Below are 18,559 nucleotides of genomic sequence, written 5' to 3' on the forward strand. Positions count from 1 at the left end.
TAACTGTCTGAACTATTAATAGTCAAAATTGGTATATTTTCGGTATAAAAAAGGCAGCCAATTGGCTGCCTTCAAAATAGTCGATTATTACTGGCCTGCTTTCAGTTCCAGGAAGTAATTTTCATATCGGATGTTCATTTCGCCAACCGCGTCCTGCCACTCACCGCGGTCAAGGTCTTCTTGCGGTGGGAATAGAGTAGGGTTGTCTTTGTATTTCGCGTTCGATGCTTCAACCGCAGTCAAATAACCCGTTTCTTCAGAAATTTTGGCTGCCACGTCAGGGCGTAACAAGAAGTCGATCATCTTGTGTGCTGCTTCAACGTTTTGGGCATTCTTGGCTATGGCTAGGCTATCAACCCAGAAAATACCGCCTTCTTTCGGCCAAATCAGTTCAATCGGCAGGCCTTCTTTTTGAGCGGCAGCCGCTGAGCCATTCCAAAGCATACCCAAGCCCACTTCACCGGCTAGGTAAGGTGCTGCTGGGTTATCAGAATTGAATACCAAAACGTTTGGCATCAGTTTCTTCAGTTCTTCGTGAGCTTCATCGATCTGTTTAGGATCGGTGGTGTTACCAGAGTAACCTAATTTACGCAGAGCAATGTGGAACACTTCTCGCGTGTCATCCATAAGCATCAGTTGGCCTTCAAGCTCAGGATTCCAAAGGTCCGCCCAACTATCGAAATCGGCAGGATCGTACATGTCAGTGTTGACTGCCAAGCCTGTCATTGCGATAACGTGTGGGATCGAGTAGTCGTTGTTTGGGTCAAAAGGCTTATCCAGATAATTCTTATCAAGCTCTTTGAAGTTAGTTAGCTTTGATTTATCGATTTTCTGTAACATGCCTTCATCGCGCATTTTAGCAACGAAGTAAGTTGACGGCACAACCAGGTCGTAACCTTGAGGGTGGGCTTTTAACTTAGCGTACATAGTCTCGTTCGACTCGTAAGTCGAATAAATCACTTTAATACCAGTTTCTTTAGTGAACTGTTCACGCAGCTCCGTAGAAATGTACGGGCCCCAGTTCATAAAGACTAATTCCTTGTCTGCCGCATTGGCAACGTTAGTGAACATTGCTGCAGCGCATGCAGTACCGGCTAGAAAAGCGGACCATTTTTTCATTAGATTATCATCTCCAAAACCCTTTTAGGGTGTTAATACAAAACAAGTGGCCCGAAGGCCACTTGCTCGTTCTTTGGCTAAAGCCAAATTTAAAGCGGTGTTGCTAGCCTTATTTGATCTTCTCTCGAGCGAGTAGCTGAGAGCTGACAACCAGAATCAAAGATACAATCAGCATAATTGTAGCCAATGCATTCACTTCTGGTGAAATACCCACTTTAACCATGGAGTAAATCTTCAAAGGCAGAATTTCATAACTCGGGCCTGTCACGAATGAGCTGACAATCACGTCATCCAGAGACAGGGTGAAGCTCAATAACCATCCAGCGGCTACAGCAGGCTTGGCAAGCGGTAGGATAATCTGTTTCAGGATCACCCACTCGCTAGCACCCAAGTCACGTGCAGCTTCCAGCATCTTCACATCGAAACCTTTCAAACGGCTATAAACCGTTACCACGACAAATGGTAGGCAGAATGTAATGTGCGAAAGCAGCAAGGTAAGGAAGCCAAGCTCCGCACCCACCAAGATAAACAGCGCCAATAGCGAAATTGCCATCACAATGTCCGGAGACATCATTACAACGAATAGCATGCCGTTGACAAAGTGCTTACCACGGAACTGGTAGCGGAAGAGGGCAACGGCCGTCAAGCTACCAATAATCGCTGCTGCAGTTGCAGAGAACACGGCAATATTCAGAGAGTGCCATGCTGCCTGCATTAAACTGTCATTGTTAACCAACTGGTGATACCACTTGGTGGTAAAACCGCCCCATTTCATGCCGAACTTGCTGGCATTGAATGAGTTTACAATCAAGATAATGATTGGTGTATATAGGAAGGCATACACCACAGTCATAAAACTGATTTTAAATGCGCGTCCCATTATTCAAGCTCCACTTTTCGGTTAAGCAGTTTGCCTGCCCGGTAGTAGGCGTACAGCATGACTGCCATCGCGATAGTCAAAGCAATACTGGTTGCGGCACCAAACGGCCAATCACGGGCGTTCAATACCTGGCTCTTAATTACGTTACCGATAAGCAGGTTCTTCGCACCGCCAAGCAAGTCGGAGACATAGAACATACCCAGAGCAGGTAACAGAACCAACAAACAGCCAGCAATGATGCCAGGCATGGTCAATGGGAAAATCACTTTTACGAACGTCTGGAATTTGTTCGCACCCAAATCACGTGCCGCTTCAATATAGTTATGGTCAAGCTTCTCAATCGCCGAATAAAGCGGTAGCACCATAAACGGCAGAAGAATGTATACCAGACCAACCATGACCGCGTATTCGGTGTACATAATACGAATCGGTTTGTCGATAATATCTAGGTAGAGCAGGGTATTGTTTAGAATACCGCGCGTACCTAGCATGATCTTCAAGCCGTAAGTACGGATCAGTGAGTTAGTCCAAAACGGCACAATCACCAAAAACAGCATGAATGGACGCCATTTCTCTGGCATCTTTGCAATCGCATAGGCAAACGGGTAGCCAATCACCAAGCAAAGCAGGGTGGCCACCAGCGCCATATAAAACGAATGCATCATGACCTTGGCATAAAGCGGATCGAACAACCGGATGTAGTTGTCCAATGTAAAGGTCATTTCAATCAGGTTCGCATCATCTCGGGTCAGAAAACTGGTACCGATGATCATCAGGTTTGGCATAAAGACAAACAGCAATAGCCAACCAACAATGATGGTTATGATGATGTTTTGAAGATTAAGCTTCTTGTTCATCTGCCAGCACCACTTCCCAGCTTTCAACCCAAGTAACCGCAACTTTTTGATCCAGAGAGTGGTCTACATCAGGATCATCTTCGTTGAAGAATTCACTTACCATGACAGACGTGCCCGTCTCTAGCTCAACAACAGAGTCTAGCGTCATACCCTTGTAGGTACGCTCACGGATATAGCCAATGATGCCTTGTGCTTCATCACCATTGTTGATTTCTTCAAGGCGAATATCTTCAGGTCGCAGCAATACCTTAACCTTGTCACCCGCGCTAACCGGTAGTTTGCAGTGAATCATTGAAGGACGACCTTCAACATTCGCCAATACGCGGGTTTCATCTAGTCGTTCTTTTACAACGGCATCAAATACATTGATTTCACCGATGAACCGAGCAACAAATAGGTTTTCAGGTTCTTCATAGATTTCACGTGGAGAACCATCTTGCTCAACATTACCAGAACGCATAACAATGATACGGTCTGACATTGATAGGGCTTCTTCCTGATCGTGGGTAACGAAAATGAAGGTAATGCCCAGTTTACGCTGCAGCTGTTTAAGCTCGATCTGCATCTGTTTGCGAAGTTTGTAGTCCAACGCAGACAAAGATTCATCTAACAACAATACTTTCGGCTTGTTGACCACAGCACGTGCAATAGCAACACGTTGTTGCTGACCACCAGAAAGCTGATGAGGCTTACGCGGGGCAAACTTTTCGAGTTGCACCATGCGAAGCGCTTCCATTACACGTGGTTCAATCTCACTTTCAGCGACTTTCTGCATACGCAGGCCGAAGGCAACATTTTCAAATACTGTCATGTGCGGGAAAAGCGCGTAACTCTGGAATACAGTATTCACATTGCGCTGTTCAGCCGGAATACCTGTCACGTCTTTGCCAGCAATAACAATCTGACCCGCATCGGCATTTTCAAAGCCGGCGATAAGTCGAAGTACCGTTGTTTTACCACAGCCAGAAGGGCCAAGGATGGTTAAGAATTCACCATCGTTCACATTCAGATCGAGACCAGCGATAATTTGCTTTCCGTCGAAGCTTTTGCTCAGCCCTTTTAGCTGAATCACTGGTGCTTTAGTTGTTTCTGCAGCGTTCAATTCTACGAGATCTCCACCTAGGGGTTTCATAGATAATCCCCCCAACTATTAGGTTGATTTTAGGGGGCGCATAATAGTCCCCTAAACGTGTAATTCAAAGCGTTTTTTTTCAATTTCTTAGACTATTTTCATACAAGCGTATCTTTGTTTTATGACAGTCTAAGTGCCCGGTTAACAACCTGGTAAATTAAGCCTATAAATCAATAAGTAAACCCAAAGGTTGCTCTGGCATAACCTATTAATCATAGTGTATTCAGCAGCACAGGCTAATTTGCCAGCAATAATAGCCCACTGAATGCAAAAGCAGCTTTTTGGCCCAAAGTTTCTCTATCGTGCCTAACTAGCGTACAATCACGGGCCAAGTGTGTAATAGTTAGTGAAATACAAATGAATAACAAAACATTCCAAGTTGGCGGTTCAATTGAAAGAGCATTGAAAGGTGAGAGTGAACTCCAGTCTCTGTCTGTGCTTCAAGAGGCCTGGAAGATTACAGCCAAGAATTTTCTGACTTTCTTGCCAGCGGTTATTGGTTTGTTTCTCGCCCAAGTTGCGTTACTTCTGCTTGGCCTTCAAGTCCAACTAGGAAGCGCTGCGGTTTTCTTTGATGCCATCATGACCGGCGGAGAGATTTCTGCCTCAGTTATTGAAGCAGGCTATATGGCAAACTTTTGGTCAGATGTATTAAGTGCACCGCTATTGGCAGGTGTGAGTTTGATGGCGTTGAATCATGCCGTAGGCTTGCCGAGTAAGCCGAGCTATTTGGTCAAAGGTTTCCCTTTTGCATTGGCATCTATTATTACCATTCTGCTGAGTGCTTCGCTGCAGGGTATTGCCAATGCGATTTTCCCAATTCTTGGCATGCTGCTTTCTATGGGCTTTAGCTTGGCTATTATGCTGGTTTGCGAAAAACGTTTGTCGCCATTAAAAGCAATTCAGTTTTCACTTATCGCGACTTTGCGTAAACTATTGCCGATGACTGCAATTTTTATTGTCATCCTAACAATGTTTATTATTTCATTTGCCACTGCTGGCATTGGTTTGATCTGGACGATCCCATTCTTCTTCAATGTGAAAGCCATTATCTACCGTAATCTGTTCGGTGTTTCACTTCATGTCACTACCGTGCAGAAAGGCCAAGACGATAACGACCAAAACCAGCAGGGGGATCCAAAGGTTTTTGACGCGTGATAAAAAATATAACAACCAGTAAAGTCGCCATTATTGCATTGGTCAGTGGATTGACAGCATGTGGCGAAATGCCCTCCCAAAGCGCCAACGATGAGGCCCCAGCGGCCTCATCACAAGGAAGCAAACCCGATTTCTCCCAAATTACTGACGTTAACCAAAAGAAAGCTGCTTTCTTTGATTTCCTCCGCCCGGCGGTTGAACATGAGAACCAGCGGGTTGATAAAGAACGTCAGTTCTTAGAATCCATTAAACCTACAGTCTCCGCCAGAGAGCCTCTATCCAGCGATCAACGTAATTACGTAGAAAAGCTGGCAGAGACATACAAGGTGTCACTTCATGAGCAGGGTGTGACAGGCGAATGGCTGTCCGAAATGTTGAACCGAGTAGATATGATTCCTGAATCGCTTGTGTTAAGCCAGGCCGCCAATGAATCAGGGTGGGGAACATCACGCTTTGCAGTGGAAGGAAACAACTATTTTGGTCAATGGTGTTATCGTAAGGGCTGCGGATTAGTCCCGAACGCCCGAAATGACGGCGCTAATCATGAAGTCGCTGTTTTTGCCTCACCTTATTTGTCGGTACAAGCGTACTTCATGAATGTAAATACCAATCGTGCTTACCAAGATTTGCGTGACATACGAGCTGCTCAGCGGATGTCAGGTGAGATAATTGAAGGTACGAAGTTGGCCGAAGGGCTAAGCCGTTACTCAGAACGTGGTCAGGCTTATGTCGATGAGATACAGGCCATGATCAGGCATAACAATCAATATTGGCGCCAAGGATAAAGGATGAAGTTGACCCATTGGCTTTTGGCTGGCTTATTTGCCAGCACATCACTCTATGCTCAGGATGCAGCAGCACAGAACATAGAAATGCGTTACAGCACACTTTACGGCAAGCTCAAGCAGAATGTGAAAGAAGGGCACGATGATGTCAAAATTGCCTTGTTTCTTCTTAACCAGCAAGATGGTAGCGTTTGTCAGATCTACAAAGGGTCAATGCGCAAGGACAAACATTTCGAAGAGTTAGTCATCCCTGATAACAATGAGCTGACGGTACCTATCGACAGCAACTTACGCCAGGCTAACCCTGATGTCACTTTTGTTATTGATGATGGCATTACCTGCGATGTGTCTATGCAGGTCATTGCGAAGCATGAATACGGTACATCCCTCGAACAATCAGAAGTGGCTAAACTTGTGCCTCAGATGAACCAGATATTGTCTGATCTGGGCGGAATGTTCTCCGGTTGGTTTATGCCGGATGTCGAAGGTGTTGTTGTTCATTTTGATAATGGCGACACCAAAATTATCGAACTCTCCTCACTTGCTGTTGGTGAAACAGTGAGCTTTTCGCAACCAGCGGTAAAAGTAACGCCTTGGATCCCCCAAGCCTGATCTAATACTGTCTAAGCAAAAATGAAAGCCCGGATAATAATCCGGGCTTTGTATATTATAAACAGAAGGAAAGTTAGACATTTAAATCACTATTTCTGGCTTTGATTCTGATACCTCCTTTTTGATGTTCTGTCACTTTGATGCCGTTCGGTGTTTCGTAAGATATATACAACTTGGCGTTGTCATTGCACCATTTCGACACTTGAGAAGTTAATAGAAAGTTGGGTAAGTAGCGAGAGTGACAACATTGGGTAAAGTTAAGCTGTGCTTGGCGCTTGAACTCTGAAGCAATACGCGGATAGAACAAGTCTAGCTTTTCATTTCCATCTTTATTGCAGAAGTGTAAATTTGCTTTTAATTTTCCTTTCCTATACCTCAATTTTAGTTTGGCTGGAATATTATCGTTGATAACAGGTATTTGAACATCCAAAGTTTTTTCAATGGGTTCATGCGGTAGAAATAGATTTGTCAGCATAAGACCTCCTTGGTTTAAATTCATCTTATGCACTATTTGAAAAAATATTTTCTACCGATGTCACACATACTGAATGGCAGCTAAATAAGATGTGTGTTCTATAGTGGATGATCAACCTTTTACATTTCCACACACTTTAACTTCGGCTTCACCGAAGTAATGATCAGGCGTAAACGAAACATACGTATAAATTACCAACACAATTTAAACTACGGAAGCAGAATTTCGCAGCACACAAGTGCAATCACTGTTGACTAATCAATCAAAAATGCTGGTTTTAGTGTGATTTGCGCAGGAAAAATTGGTCAGCGCTCTGTGCATTATTCATTTAATGCACAAAAAACTGATTCATCGCAATTCATTTAACTGCTCCTATCGGGATACTTGCTCAGCATAGTAATTAATTTGATCAAAATGAGTGGGACATGGATAACTTAATTGAGCGTTTTCTACGATACGTGAGCTTTGAAACTCAATCTAACCCAGCCAATGCCCAGTGCCCAAGTACCGAAGGGCAGCGTGTATTAGCTCAGCAGTTGAAGGATGAGTTGGTTGAACTCGGCCTTTCAGATGTCACCCTGGATGAAAACGGCTACCTGACAGCTCGTTTACCTTCAAATGTCAGCCATGAAGTACCGGCGATTGGTTTTATTGCCCATATGGATACTGCACCTGATGCTTCAGGTAAAGATGTAAAACCTCAGATCGTTGAGAACTATCAAGGTGGAGATATCGCCCTTGGTATTGGTGATGAAGTGCTGTCGCCAATTCAATATCCAGATCTGAACAAGCTGCATGGTCATAATCTGATCACCACTGATGGCACCACTTTGCTAGGTGCGGATAATAAAGCGGGCATTGCTGAAATCATTACGGCAGTTGCTCACCTTAAAGCGAACCCTGAAATCCCACACGGTGATATCTGTATCGGCTTTACCCCGGACGAAGAAATTGGCCGTGGTGCTAACCTATTTGACGTCGAGAAGTTTGGCGCTAAGTGGGCATACACCATCGATGGTGGCCCTGTCGGTGAACTGGAGTACGAAAACTTCAATGCCACGTCAGCTGATGTCATCTGCCACGGTATCAATGTTCACCCTGGCACAGCTAAGGATAAAATGGTTAATGCGATGAACATCGCAGCGCAGTTCCAGTTGATGATGCCAGCAGAAGAAACGCCAGAGTGCACAGAAGGCTACGAAGGTTTCTACCATTTGAAATCAATGGAGCCAGCGGTTGCCCGTACTGAGCTTGGTTACATTATCCGTGATTTCGACCGTGAAGGCCTAGAGCGCCGTAAGGCATTCATGCAAACCAAAGTTGACGAACTGAACAGCCAGCTGAAGAAAGGTCGTGTTGAGCTTGTTTTAACTGATTGCTACAACAACATGCGTGAAATGGTTGAGCCTCATCCGCACATTATCGAGTTTGCTAAACAAGCGATGATTGAATGTGATGTACAGCCTTTGATTAAGCCTATCCGTGGTGGTACGGACGGTGCCCGCTTGTCATTCATGGGACTGCCATGCCCGAACATTTTCACAGGCGGCTACAACTTCCACGGCATTCATGAATTCATCACAATTGAAGGAATGGAGCAGGCAGTTAAGGTTATTGTGAAAATTGCCGAGAATACTGCAAAGAGTACTCAGGCATAAGCCACTGTAAGCACTTTTCAAATTGTATCTTCGAAATACCCAGCAATGCTGGGTATTTTTTTATCCATTTTCAGAGGAAATAAATATCACCAATGTGGTTGTATATGTAGATATATGCTAAATTTGTCCATATATAGACAAATGGAGCGGTGATCATGAATGCAGCCCAAGCCAATCAATCCCAGCAACTCGCCCAGGCAGGTAATGCCGTCTTGCCCGTTGTTTTCAACATTCTTGATAAATGGTCTTGCAGCCAAAACCAGCAAATGGTACTGCTTGGACTGAGTAGCCGTTCGACGCTGAATAAGTACCGTACTCATCCGGAATCAGCCAAAGTATCGAAAGATTTATTGGAAAGAATGAGTTATATCCTCAATATCCACAAGTGCCTGCGGATCATGTTCACGGCGGAAGAGAGTGTGTATAACTGGGTGCAAAAGCCCAATAGTCATCCTTTTTTTGCTGGGCGTACAGCAATGGAAATCATGTGTCAGGGAAAAGTTGTTGACCTCTACCACGTCGCGACAAGGTTGAATGCATGGCGTGGCGGGCATTCATAAATGGACATTAATTTTAATGATATGAAGAAGGCGTCCTTTTCTGACCAGCTTTGTTACCGGTTGATCCCTTCAAAATACCCACCGATTAATCTCTATGAGGATGTTGCCGAGCCTGAGCAGCTAGAAGCAATTTTTGCGATTGAAGCAATTACTAATCCAAGATTGGCGGAGGAGACTGGGGATTTTGGTCGTATACCATCTGAAGAAAGACTCGTCGGGATCCCTCACTGTAGCTATGTCATGGCGGCATTTACTCATGTAAACCCGGAGGGAGCGCGTTTCAATACGTCTGACTTCGGAGGCTATTATGCTTCACCTGAAGTAAACACCGCGATCAAAGAGACCGTCCATCATATGGAGCGGGTGATGGGATATACCAATGAACCAGCTCAGGATATCCAGATGCGCTGTATTGATGCTTGGTTCAATGCTGAGTTAGTGGATTTGCGTGAACAGCATCTGTTAGATTCTACGCTGTATCACCCGACCAATTATGCACACTCTCAGGCACTGGCCAGCGATATCAAAGTCGCAAAAGGGGACGGTATTGTTTACCAATCGGTACGGCATCAAGGTCACGATTGCTATGTGCTGTACAAGCCAGTATTAGTAAATAAAGTATGCCAAAGTCGACACTTCACCTATAAGTGGAATGGAGACTCTGTTAACTCTGTTCTCGAGCTTAACCTAGTCTAAGAGTCTAAGGCACTGGAACCCGCCCAGTGCCTGTTTTGGGATTATATCCAAGTGCACTTTAGCTACTTGGCCTACAACTTCGGTTGGTTCTTCACTTCCGGGTGCTTATCAATTTCATCCACCATCCAGTCATTGAGATGCTTCAAGATAGCGAGCACCGCGTGATCTTTGGTTCCCTTTTCATTATTGGTGATTTCAAGCTGCTGCTTGGCGTGGAGGCCGGTTTGGTCTTCAGCAATATGTAGCCAATCTGGGTGCCAGTAAAAACTCTTGCCTTGTTTGGTGATCCAGTTATGAACCCCAGACTCTTCACCTTTGTAATCAAGATCACCTGCCGTGTATTTCATTGTCAGCCTCCTAACGCTCCGGGTGTAATCAGTATAAGCCGGATCATGAAAAAGCGGACTGGCGCAAAATGGTAAGTGGTGTTTTTTTGTACTGGTAATCTAGCGCCATCAACTAGCGATGAGGAAACGTTATGTACATTATGAGCAGTATGTCAGAAGCATCATCGAGCGGTATTAACGGCACTTTACAGCTTCTTAAGCTAGAAGCACATGAATGGAAGTTACAAGCGGAAGAGCTTAGAGTTAGCTTGAAGGTCGCAGAGTGTAAACTCGCACAATGCACATCGCATTACAGAAAAGCGAAATCAATGGATGGATTGCAAGGCATCAAACACGCGACATTAGAGCATGAAAGGCTTGAGGCTAAGTTGAAATACGCATTATCAAAGCTCACCACCACAAGAGCACAAATCACCTTTTTGAAGAAAGCCGCTACTATCTAGCGGCTTTTTTATGCTTACGATGACTCTACTCCTAGCCAGTTAACGCTCCAATTGAAGTGTAATGTGGTCTGAAATCAATTATAAGTAGCCTAGTGCTCCTCTTTAGATATACTTTTGGTACGTCATACTGTATATTGCAAAGTTTGTTGCTAGCCTATTTCTCATTGGAGTAATCAGCATGGGAATCAACGAACTATATCGTGACTACCTAGGACAACGCCTGAAGAACCCTATGGCTTGGGGAGCTGTGCTTCCTAATAACGTAGTGTCACTTAATGTGTGGATGGAAGAGATTTCAAATGGTCGGGTCTACGTGTTTAATGATAAGCCAGCGTTAACCAAGCGTGGCAGCATCAATCCAAATTGGTCTGAACGCAAGGCTCATATAAGCATGATTAAGTCCGGTATTAATTGTGTTGGAGTACTTATCACAAATGGAGATAAGTCATCAGATGATGAATGGCACATTCATGGTGTAAACGAAGATTCAATTTTCCGTCTAACAGATCTTACCCAGGCCGAAGAAGGGCATTGGTACATGAAGATTGACCTAACAAACCCAATCCCAATAGAGAAAACTACATTCGATATTGATTTGGCAGTCGAAATGCTGAGCAAAAAATACAAGAAAGCGTTCATAACTGTGGAGAAGGCTTCTGAGCGTTTTGGTTGGGAGTTATGTGGACTAAACTCAACTCATGCAACCTTAAAGCGTGGCGTTGAGCTTATGTTGGTAAACTTGATGACAGGTTGTTATGAGAGAAAGAAAGTATAAACGTCAACAATTTCGTTGGGGTATGAACGCCAGAGTGAATTTTAAAGCTGTCTATGAGAACAAACTAAAAGCTTGAATTTCGAAGAATGTAAAAATGCACAAACCACCTTCTTGAAAAAAGCCGCTAATATCTAGCGGCTTTCTTATGCATTACTAATGCTTTAATTCAAACCTTATTTATTTCAAATAGCGGTGCTCAAGATGCTGCTTGAAATACTTGGCATTAAGCCTTTCACCCGTCGAATCAATCAGCAGCTGATCAGTTGAGGCCGTTGAAGCACGTTTCCAAACATGGCGATCTAGCCAGTTGAAGATCGGCTGTAAATTGCGCTCACGAACAAGGTTATCAACATTCATTTCTTTATTGATCGCCGCCATGAACTGCGCTGCGTACATCGCCCCTAGGGTGTAAGATGGGAAGTAACCAAAGGCACCGAAAGTCCAGTGAATGTCCTGCATACAACCATCAGAGAAATTACCTTTGGTTGAAAGACCTAAGTATTGGGACATTTTCTTATCCCATAGTTCAGGGATATCTTCGACTTCGATCTTACCTTCAACCAGATCACGCTCAATTTCATACCGTAAAATCACGTGGGCAGGATAGGTGGCTTCGTCGGCATCAACACGGATGTAGCCAGGCTTAACTCGCGTATTGAGCAGAGTCAGGTTCTCCGAAGATAAGGCAGGGTCATCACTGCGCTGGAATGTCTCAGCGGCAAGCGGAGCGAGAATATCGATAAACAACTCGCTGCGTGATAGCTGCATTTCAAAGAACAGGCTTTGTGATTCGTGGATCCCCATCGAACGAGCCTTACCGACCGGTAATCCAGCCCATTTTTCTGGCAAACCTTGCTCATAACGTGCATGGCCTGTTTCATGAATCACGCCCATCAGAGCAGAAGTAAAGTCGGCTTCATCATATCTTGTCGTAATTCGAACGTCAGTCGGCACGCCGCCACAGAAAGGGTGGACACTTTTATCAAGTCGACCGTGGTTAAAGTCAAAACCCAGTTTGATCATCAAGGCACGGCTTAAGCCTTGTTGCTGCTCTACGGGGAAAGGGCCTACAGGCTGAATGGTAACATCCTGGCTTTGGCGTTCCATGATTTGTTGGATCAGCTCGGGTAGCCAGGCTTTTACATCACTGAATAGCGCATCGAGCTCACTGGTCGTCATGCCCGGTTCATACAAATCGAGTAGGGCATCATAACGGCTTAACCCTGTTGCCTCTGCACGGATCTGTGCTTCCTGCCTAGCCAGTTCGACAACCTCTTTGAGATTTTGGCTAAAGCCCTGCCAGTCATTCTTTTCACGCTGAGTCCGCCAAGCGTGTTCACATTTGGAGCACGCTAAAGATTTCTTTTCTACCAGCTCGCCTGGCAATACGTTTGCCTGCTGCCAACTACGCTTCATTTCATGAAGGCTGGTTGCTTCTTCCACATCCAGTTGTTCCCCTTCAGCTTGTTCAAACCACTCAGAAAGTTGTGGTGCTGTAGAGAGCTCATGCTTAATTACCGCAAGCTCTGCCAATGCTTCAGAGCGGGCAGAGTTCCCCCCTTCAGGCATCATTGAAGCCTGATCCCAGCCACAAATGGCTTCAAGGTGTTCAAGCCGAGAAATCTTCTTATTATGGTGTACTAGTTTTTCATAGAAAGTCATTGTCATTCCTTTATGTAGACTTATCTCTGCCTGAGAAAATGTTACTTTACTTTATCCTAACGGCATTTTAACGCATGCGCTATGCCTTGATACTTGATTACTGGTATGAATTGAATCGATCAGCATTGAAATACGCGAAGTAAAGCAGGAAATGTTGCTTGAAATTTTATATCTTGGGTTAAAAAATACACTAACTTAAATGCCAGTTGTAACGGATTTTACAATAACGTAAGACTTCGTAAAGCTTACAAGATTTCGTTCTTAGGTTAGATATACTGCTCCCAATAACACCATCGACGGCGAGAATAATGAATATACAACTGAAACACTCTTTTCGCACCTTAGCTGCAGGTACAATCTGTCTTTCGGCCTCTGCCTTTGCTGCACCTACAGTCATTCCCGATGCACCAGTTCTGGGTGCAAACGGTTATGTATTGATGGATTACCATACTGGTCAGATTCTTGTTGAAAAAAATGCCCATGAGCAACTTAACCCAGCAAGTCTAACGAAACTAATGACAAGCTATGTTGCTGGCCAGGAAATGAAAAGCGGCAACATCAGCGAAGACGATCTAGTGGTGATCAGCCGCAATGCGTGGGCTAGGAATTTCCCGGATTCATCAAAGATGTTTATTGAGGTAAATACTGAAGTGAACATGATGGATTTGTACCGTGGCTTGATTGTTCAATCGGGCAATGATGCCAGTGTGGCAATTGCTGAGCATGTAGCTGGTTCAGAAGGGGCGTTTGTTAGCCTGATGAACTCGTGGGCCAAGAAGCTAAACATGAACAACAGCTCATTCTCTAACCCACATGGTTTAGATAGTGATCAGCTGTACTCAACGCCATACGATATTGCACTGCTTGGTCGAGCACTGATTAAAGATCTTCCGAACATTTACTCCATCTACAGCGAGCGTTCGTTTACTTACAACAACATCACCCAACGTAACCGTAATGGCCTACTAGGCGACCGCAGCCTGAATGTAGACGGTATGAAAACTGGCTACACCAGTGGTGCCGGCTACAGCTTGGCTAGTTCAGCGACTGAAGGCGACATGCGCTTGATCTCTGTCGTAATGGGTTCAAGCAGCCCTAAAGCGCGTGAGGCTGAGAGTAAGCAATTATTGAACTACGGTTTCCGTTTCTTCCAAACCGTCTCACCTCACAAGCAGGGTGATGAGCTTATCAATGAAAAAGTGTGGATGGGTAATACCGACACTATTTCTTTGGGCACAATGGAAGATACTTACGTGACCTTGTCACGGGGTGATGTGAGCAAGATGAATGCAACCGTCGAGTTGACTTCAGAGCTGACAGCGCCAATCAATGAAGGGGAAATTGTTGGTAAGATTTTCTACCAAGTTGATGGTGAGGACGTTGCCGAAGTGCCGTTGGTTGCCTTGGAATCAGTCGAAGAGGGTGGACTATTCAGTCGTTTGATTGATTACATCAAGCTGTTCTTCATTGGCTTGTTTAAGTAACTGAAGATATTACTGCTAAAGCCGCATCATTCGATGCGGCTTTCTTTTGCCATCCAGACAAATCACTTTAGTTACAAAGCACTACTTTGGCCATGAGTGACGACCAATGTGAGTATGTATACCGTACCGCGCTTTTGGCAAAGACAAATATTTCAACTGGCCTCAAAAATCCGTATAATCCTCGCCTTACGAAAATCCAATCAGGAAATCAACCGTCGATACTGTCGGCAGTGTGAGTAATCGCAATGAATCAAACAGATACTAGAAAAGAAACACTTGAATTCAACAAGCTTCAGAAGCGCCTTCGAAGAAATGTTGGTAATGCCATTATTGACTACAACATGATCGAAGAAAATGATGTTGTGATGGCATGTATAAGTGGTGGCAAGGATTCATTTGCGATGCTGGATATCCTGTTGAATCTTCAAAAAGCCGCACCTATCAAGTTTGACGTTGTTGCCGTTAACTTGGATCAGAAGCAGCCAGGCTTCCCAGATCACATCCTACCGGATTACTTTGAAACGCTGAATATTCCTTACTACATCGTGGATAAGGATACCTACTCGGTCGTTAAAGAGAAGATCCCAGAAGGTAAGACGACCTGTGGCCTTTGCTCACGTCTGCGCCGTGGTACTTTGTATTCATTCGCAGAGAAGATTGGCGCAACCAAACTTGCTCTGGGCCACCACCTGGACGACATCGTTGAGACCATGTTCTTGAACATGTTCCATGGCTCTCGTCTTAAAGCGATGCCACCAAAGCTACGTTCAGACGACGGCCGTAACGTGGTTATCCGCCCGTTGACGTACTGCCGCGAAAAAGATCTGATCAAATACGCAGAGCACAAGGAATTCCCAATCATTCCTTGTAACCTATGTGGCTCGCAAGAGAACTTGCAGCGCCAGGCGATCAAAGCGATGTTGATTGACTGGGATAAGAAGACGCCAGGTCGCGTTGAAAGCATTTTTAAATCAATTCAAAATGTTAGCCCAAGTCAGCTAGCAGACCGTAACCTGTTTGACTTCGTTAACTTGCCACTAGATCGCGAAGGCGAACGTGAAGAGTACGAATTCAGTGAAGCGGTTGTCTCATCAACCAACATTGATGAATCTATGTTTATTGATGTGACTAACATCTAATCTTAAACGAAAGGGAGGATATTGATATTCTCCCTTTTTTAATGCCATTATCGATATCCTCACGCTGTTCCTACCTGTTTGAATCTCTTTTCTTTACGACTTCTTTACTCTAACCCTAGAATCGTCATAAATACTCAACCGAGAGCTATAATATGCTTATCGCCAAATGGAATGACTATATTGTGAGGTAGGGATGCCAGTTCATTTATTGGAGATGCGGTTTTACACTTACGCAGCAATAAAGATCTTCGAAAGAAGAAAAGCCCAATTACACCGCCTTCGCTATCTAATCACACTGTGCGGTATAGTGTCTCCGGCCCTTGTTATGCTTATTGTTTTCAACAACAGTCAACGCTTCATCATTATTGCATCAATTGTCATTCTCACCTCCATTGTATTACTCGCTCAAATAATTCTTTCCCTATGGTCCTTGTTAGCCAAGTGGGATGACCAGAACGAGTATGCTATTCAAGCTTTGTCATCAAGTACTTCAATTTATGGCAGACTAACTGTTCTCATAGACAGTAATGACTCCATTTCAAGCAGCGTTTTATCCGCAATTAGAAATGACTATCATGGTCAATTTTCCGGTGATCACGTTTATAAGATAACCGATAGAGAGAAGCGTTATGGTTACCGGCAGAGCTTAATTGAGTTTTCTCAAGCTTGTTCGTCTTGCCATATAAAGCCAAAAAATATGAAACCATCGAATTGTGACTTATGTGGGAAGTTTTAGAATTTCTAGAGTTAATTCTACAATCCGATTAATATTCCCTTTAAGTCACCAGATAATCTTTAAGCGCATTTGTTACTACAGGGAACTTCATGAACCTTCATCACCTCGATCTTAATCTGCTCAAGGTTCTCCTCGTCTTGTTGGAAGAAAAAAATACCCACCGTGCAGCAGATAGACTGGAGACCAGTCAACCTGCGGTGAGCAGGGCACTTGGACGGTTACGTGAAGCGTTGGATGATCAATTATTTGTCCGCCATAATCGAGGCCTGAAGTTGACCCCGAGAGCTGAAGAGTTGGCTTCGGTATTACCCGGTATTTATACTCAGCTCGAAAAAGCATTAGAAAGCAGACAGTTTGAACCATCCCAAATGGAAGGCCGCTTTCGAATCGCTCTCAATGGTTTTTTGATAGAGAGTTATGGCACTGAATTCTATCGTTTGTTTAACCGCGCTTGCCCAAATGTCGAGCTGGAACTTTATAGTTTTGGCTCCAGTACTATTGCCCAATTACAAGATGGCCGCTGTGATCTCGCCATTACTTACCAGCCCTTAGTCACCCCTAAAGATGTATATCAAAAAAATATCGCCAAGAGTCAAATTGGTTTTATTTGCCGCCGTGGCTTTGTACAAGAAAATCAGCCTATCCCGATCGAGGAGTTAGATAACTATCGCTGGGCAGGTATGGTTGTACCTGGCTTCAATCAACAAATGGAACTCGTGAAAAGATATGCCAAACTGCGAGAAAAGCCCGCATTTAGAAGCCAACATGCTCACCCAATCCTACAAGCGCTAAAAACTGAAGACATGTTGTTTATTGCTCCAAGAGAGTTATACAAAATAGTTGATCAGCAGACCTTTCAGTTTGTTGAAATGGACGAGACAGGCCGACCCGAACGACGTGACGTTATGGATGTTGTGATGGCGTATAACCAAAAGCACTGGAATACAGATAAGTACCGCTGGCTGGAGCAAGAAATCAAACAGCTTCGGGTGACAAATAAGTAAAGCGTACAATAAGAGAAGCAAAAGAAATCCATTTTAAGCATTAAGCTATCATTCAGAGATGCGTTTATGGTATTTCACTAATCCATTTCTGCCATGGGTTTAAGGCAGTCGTAACCCTACAATGTGTACATCAAGTGAGGGAGTTCAAACCTCACAAAGAATTGTTCAACACTCTCATGGACAGAGGGTACTGATAATACACACAGAGGTAGGTTATGAAAAAATCAGCTTTCGTTATCATCAGCGCTTTGTTTCTGTCTTCACAAGCAATGGCAACTGATGTTCTGGATTACCATCTTTCGACTGCAGGTGAGCGTACTGCGCCTACTGCACACTTAATTAAGCAGACAAACACACCAGCAATGAGTGTGATGGAGGCTCAGTTAACCACTTCAGGTGATGCATCAATGCCTGCTGGCCACATTGGAGATGCCCGAGTGAATGATTCAAGCAGCTCAGTGTTTGAATATCACTACAATACTGCAGACTAAAAGTTCTAAAATCGAATCCTTTAAAGGGCTGATATGTGCTAATCAGCCCTTTACTATATTCAACGACCGGAAAGCTGTAGCAGGTTCACAGTGAAAGGGGCAAATTAGATTGGATGTAAGACGTAATCGGTTATAATGGCGACAGACAATAAATCATTATAATTCAATATTATGCTTATACCTTCAATGATTCGCCGTTCAAAGCTGCTTCAAACAGCGCTTATTGCACTTTGCTTATCAAGCTTGGCAGGTTGCTCATCTTCGCAATCACAGCAGTTAGGTATGCGTAGTAGCACTGTCACCAAAACACCACAGCAAATGAGTAACCTTGAAATCTGTGAAACTTACGCCTTTGGGCGAAAATCCACACAGACTCGTGTTGCGATTGCCAGTGAGTGGAACCGCAGAAATATCAGCCATGCTTACTGCAACAAAATCAGGAATGAGCTGTATCTTACTTCTCTGTTGAAAAAGCTAGCTAACGCCGAAGAGAAACCGGCGAGCAATCAAGTACAGCCGGTTCAACCAATAGAGTTAAGATAGATA

At 44.2% G+C, this 18,559-nt stretch carries 21 protein-coding genes; 14 read left to right on the top strand and 7 right to left on the bottom strand.

Features of this window, described 5'->3' with window-relative positions; genetic code table 11:
* Positions 1 to 87: 87 nt before the first annotated feature.
* From ACXAD4_RS09475 to potA, 4 genes are all read right to left on the bottom strand, one after another.
* Positions 88 to 1,119 carry an extracellular solute-binding protein gene (locus tag ACXAD4_RS09475; protein WP_475240915.1) on the bottom strand — a complete coding sequence of 344 codons (1,032 nt, stop codon included), beginning with the start codon at positions 1,117 to 1,119 and terminating at the stop codon, positions 88 to 90.
* A 109-nt stretch (positions 1,120 to 1,228) separates the two neighbouring features.
* Positions 1,229 to 1,999, bottom strand: coding sequence for a spermidine/putrescine ABC transporter permease PotC (gene potC / locus ACXAD4_RS09480; protein ID WP_475240916.1), 771 nt, complete (start codon positions 1,997 to 1,999; stop codon positions 1,229 to 1,231).
* Positions 1,999 to 2,856: a spermidine/putrescine ABC transporter permease PotB gene (gene potB, locus ACXAD4_RS09485; protein WP_475240919.1), complete on the bottom strand. Its 858-nt coding sequence runs from the start codon at positions 2,854 to 2,856 to the stop codon at positions 1,999 to 2,001. Before potB ends, potC begins: the two co-directional genes overlap by 1 nt.
* The gene (gene potA / locus ACXAD4_RS09490) at positions 2,840 to 3,958 is read right to left on the bottom strand and encodes a spermidine/putrescine ABC transporter ATP-binding protein PotA (RefSeq protein WP_475242743.1); all 1,119 of its coding nucleotides are present in this window, start codon (positions 3,956 to 3,958) and stop codon (positions 2,840 to 2,842) included. The genes potB and potA overlap by 17 nt, the downstream gene beginning before the upstream one ends.
* Positions 3,959 to 4,345: 387 nt before the next feature.
* Between potA and ACXAD4_RS09495 the strand changes: the two genes are divergently transcribed.
* The 3 genes from ACXAD4_RS09495 to ACXAD4_RS09505 all read left to right on the top strand — a co-directional run bounded on the left by ACXAD4_RS09495 (position 4,346) and on the right by ACXAD4_RS09505 (position 6,543).
* Positions 4,346 to 5,146 carry a DUF2189 domain-containing protein gene (locus ACXAD4_RS09495; protein WP_475240922.1) on the top strand — a complete coding sequence of 267 codons (801 nt, stop codon included), beginning with the start codon at positions 4,346 to 4,348 and terminating at the stop codon, positions 5,144 to 5,146.
* A 68-nt stretch (positions 5,147 to 5,214) separates the two neighbouring features.
* The gene (locus ACXAD4_RS09500; RefSeq protein ID WP_475242745.1) at positions 5,215 to 5,931 is read left to right on the top strand and encodes a glucosaminidase domain-containing protein; all 717 of its coding nucleotides are present in this window, start codon (positions 5,215 to 5,217) and stop codon (positions 5,929 to 5,931) included.
* A 3-nt stretch (positions 5,932 to 5,934) separates the two neighbouring features.
* Positions 5,935 to 6,543, top strand: a complete 609-nt coding sequence (locus ACXAD4_RS09505) for a DUF2987 domain-containing protein (protein WP_475240923.1) — start codon at positions 5,935 to 5,937, stop codon at positions 6,541 to 6,543.
* Between the two features lie 73 nt (positions 6,544 to 6,616).
* Here the strand turns inward: ACXAD4_RS09505 and ACXAD4_RS09510 are convergent, their stop codons facing one another.
* A complete protein-coding gene (locus ACXAD4_RS09510) occupies positions 6,617 to 7,018 on the bottom strand; it encodes a hypothetical protein (protein ID WP_475240925.1) in 402 nt (133 codons plus the stop codon).
* Between the two features lie 425 nt (positions 7,019 to 7,443).
* Here ACXAD4_RS09510 and pepT point away from each other — a divergent pair, with 425 nt between their 5' ends.
* The 3 genes from pepT to ACXAD4_RS09525 all read left to right on the top strand — a co-directional run bounded on the left by pepT (position 7,444) and on the right by ACXAD4_RS09525 (position 9,932).
* On the top strand, positions 7,444 to 8,676 hold the full coding sequence (pepT, locus tag ACXAD4_RS09515; protein WP_475240928.1) for a peptidase T: 1,233 nt from the start codon (positions 7,444 to 7,446) through the stop codon (positions 8,674 to 8,676).
* Positions 8,677 to 8,831: 155 nt separating this feature from the next.
* On the top strand, positions 8,832 to 9,236 hold the full coding sequence (locus tag ACXAD4_RS09520) for an MbcA/ParS/Xre antitoxin family protein (RefSeq protein WP_475240930.1): 405 nt from the start codon (positions 8,832 to 8,834) through the stop codon (positions 9,234 to 9,236).
* Positions 9,237 to 9,932, top strand: coding sequence for an RES family NAD+ phosphorylase (locus ACXAD4_RS09525; protein ID WP_475240931.1), 696 nt, complete (start codon positions 9,237 to 9,239; stop codon positions 9,930 to 9,932).
* A gap of 71 nt (positions 9,933 to 10,003) precedes the next feature.
* Here ACXAD4_RS09525 and ACXAD4_RS09530 read toward each other — a convergent pair whose 3' ends face one another.
* A complete protein-coding gene (locus ACXAD4_RS09530; protein ID WP_475240934.1) occupies positions 10,004 to 10,279 on the bottom strand; it encodes a hypothetical protein in 276 nt (91 codons plus the stop codon).
* Positions 10,280 to 10,410: 131 nt separating this feature from the next.
* Between ACXAD4_RS09530 and ACXAD4_RS09535 the strand changes: the two genes are divergently transcribed.
* Positions 10,411 to 10,722 (top strand): hypothetical protein, encoded by a 312-nt coding sequence (locus tag ACXAD4_RS09535; RefSeq protein ID WP_475240935.1) that lies wholly within the window; start codon positions 10,411 to 10,413, stop codon positions 10,720 to 10,722.
* A gap of 178 nt (positions 10,723 to 10,900) precedes the next feature.
* Positions 10,901 to 11,497, top strand: a complete 597-nt coding sequence (locus tag ACXAD4_RS09540) for a hypothetical protein (protein WP_475240936.1) — start codon at positions 10,901 to 10,903, stop codon at positions 11,495 to 11,497.
* A gap of 177 nt (positions 11,498 to 11,674) precedes the next feature.
* Here ACXAD4_RS09540 and ACXAD4_RS09545 read toward each other — a convergent pair whose 3' ends face one another.
* Entirely contained in the window at positions 11,675 to 13,159 is a 1,485-nt protein-coding gene (locus tag ACXAD4_RS09545; protein WP_475240939.1) for a carboxypeptidase M32, read from the bottom strand.
* A 308-nt stretch (positions 13,160 to 13,467) separates the two neighbouring features.
* On the opposite strand from ACXAD4_RS09545, the gene ACXAD4_RS09550 reads away from it, so the two are divergent.
* The 6 genes from ACXAD4_RS09550 to ACXAD4_RS09575 all read left to right on the top strand — a co-directional run bounded on the left by ACXAD4_RS09550 (position 13,468) and on the right by ACXAD4_RS09575 (position 18,556).
* Positions 13,468 to 14,643: a serine hydrolase gene (locus ACXAD4_RS09550; RefSeq protein ID WP_475240941.1), complete on the top strand. Its 1,176-nt coding sequence runs from the start codon at positions 13,468 to 13,470 to the stop codon at positions 14,641 to 14,643.
* A gap of 245 nt (positions 14,644 to 14,888) precedes the next feature.
* Positions 14,889 to 15,782, top strand: coding sequence for a tRNA 2-thiocytidine(32) synthetase TtcA (gene ttcA, locus ACXAD4_RS09555; RefSeq protein ID WP_107298135.1), 894 nt, complete (start codon positions 14,889 to 14,891; stop codon positions 15,780 to 15,782).
* Between the two features lie 214 nt (positions 15,783 to 15,996).
* Positions 15,997 to 16,518 (top strand): mobilome CxxCx(11)CxxC protein, encoded by a 522-nt coding sequence (locus tag ACXAD4_RS09560; RefSeq protein WP_475242746.1) that lies wholly within the window; start codon positions 15,997 to 15,999, stop codon positions 16,516 to 16,518.
* Positions 16,519 to 16,607: 89 nt separating this feature from the next.
* The gene (locus tag ACXAD4_RS09565; protein WP_475240944.1) at positions 16,608 to 17,522 is read left to right on the top strand and encodes a LysR family transcriptional regulator; all 915 of its coding nucleotides are present in this window, start codon (positions 16,608 to 16,610) and stop codon (positions 17,520 to 17,522) included.
* A 215-nt stretch (positions 17,523 to 17,737) separates the two neighbouring features.
* Complete coding sequence (locus ACXAD4_RS09570) at positions 17,738 to 18,013, top strand: hypothetical protein (RefSeq protein WP_475240947.1); 276 nt, start codon at positions 17,738 to 17,740, stop codon at positions 18,011 to 18,013.
* 282 nt (positions 18,014 to 18,295) lie between these two features.
* A complete protein-coding gene (locus tag ACXAD4_RS09575) occupies positions 18,296 to 18,556 on the top strand; it encodes a hypothetical protein (protein ID WP_475240948.1) in 261 nt (86 codons plus the stop codon).
* The last annotated feature ends 3 nt before the right edge of the window (positions 18,557 to 18,559 follow it).

The organism is Photobacterium sp. AWH4_225, assembly GCF_056158405.1.

Bases quoted from the DNA above. Each gene is read 5' to 3' on its own strand.
- ACXAD4_RS09560 (WP_475242746.1), top strand. From the start codon at position 15,997: ATGCGGTTTTACACTTACGCAGCAATAAAGATCTTCGAAAGAAGAAAA.
- ACXAD4_RS09525 (WP_475240931.1), top strand. From the start codon at position 9,237: ATGGACATTAATTTTAATGATATGAAGAAGGCGTCCTTTTCTGACCAG.
- ACXAD4_RS09510 (WP_475240925.1), bottom strand. From the start codon at position 7,018: ATGCTGACAAATCTATTTCTACCGCATGAACCCATTGAAAAAACTTTG.
- ACXAD4_RS09540 (WP_475240936.1), top strand. From the start codon at position 10,901: ATGGGAATCAACGAACTATATCGTGACTACCTAGGACAACGCCTGAAG.
- ACXAD4_RS09505 (WP_475240923.1), top strand. From the start codon at position 5,935: ATGAAGTTGACCCATTGGCTTTTGGCTGGCTTATTTGCCAGCACATCA.
- ACXAD4_RS09550 (WP_475240941.1), top strand. From the start codon at position 13,468: ATGAATATACAACTGAAACACTCTTTTCGCACCTTAGCTGCAGGTACA.
- pepT (WP_475240928.1), top strand. From the start codon at position 7,444: ATGGATAACTTAATTGAGCGTTTTCTACGATACGTGAGCTTTGAAACT.
- ACXAD4_RS09520 (WP_475240930.1), top strand. From the start codon at position 8,832: ATGAATGCAGCCCAAGCCAATCAATCCCAGCAACTCGCCCAGGCAGGT.
- ttcA (WP_107298135.1), top strand. From the start codon at position 14,889: ATGAATCAAACAGATACTAGAAAAGAAACACTTGAATTCAACAAGCTT.
- ACXAD4_RS09570 (WP_475240947.1), top strand. From the start codon at position 17,738: ATGAAAAAATCAGCTTTCGTTATCATCAGCGCTTTGTTTCTGTCTTCA.
- ACXAD4_RS09545 (WP_475240939.1), bottom strand. From the start codon at position 13,159: ATGACTTTCTATGAAAAACTAGTACACCATAATAAGAAGATTTCTCGG.
- ACXAD4_RS09500 (WP_475242745.1), top strand. From the start codon at position 5,215: ATGCCCTCCCAAAGCGCCAACGATGAGGCCCCAGCGGCCTCATCACAA.
- ACXAD4_RS09495 (WP_475240922.1), top strand. From the start codon at position 4,346: ATGAATAACAAAACATTCCAAGTTGGCGGTTCAATTGAAAGAGCATTG.
- ACXAD4_RS09475 (WP_475240915.1), bottom strand. From the start codon at position 1,119: ATGAAAAAATGGTCCGCTTTTCTAGCCGGTACTGCATGCGCTGCAGCA.
- ACXAD4_RS09575 (WP_475240948.1), top strand. From the start codon at position 18,296: ATGCGTAGTAGCACTGTCACCAAAACACCACAGCAAATGAGTAACCTT.
- ACXAD4_RS09535 (WP_475240935.1), top strand. From the start codon at position 10,411: ATGTACATTATGAGCAGTATGTCAGAAGCATCATCGAGCGGTATTAAC.
- potB (WP_475240919.1), bottom strand. From the start codon at position 2,856: ATGAACAAGAAGCTTAATCTTCAAAACATCATCATAACCATCATTGTT.
- potC (WP_475240916.1), bottom strand. From the start codon at position 1,999: ATGGGACGCGCATTTAAAATCAGTTTTATGACTGTGGTGTATGCCTTC.
- ACXAD4_RS09565 (WP_475240944.1), top strand. From the start codon at position 16,608: ATGAACCTTCATCACCTCGATCTTAATCTGCTCAAGGTTCTCCTCGTC.
- ACXAD4_RS09530 (WP_475240934.1), bottom strand. From the start codon at position 10,279: ATGAAATACACGGCAGGTGATCTTGATTACAAAGGTGAAGAGTCTGGG.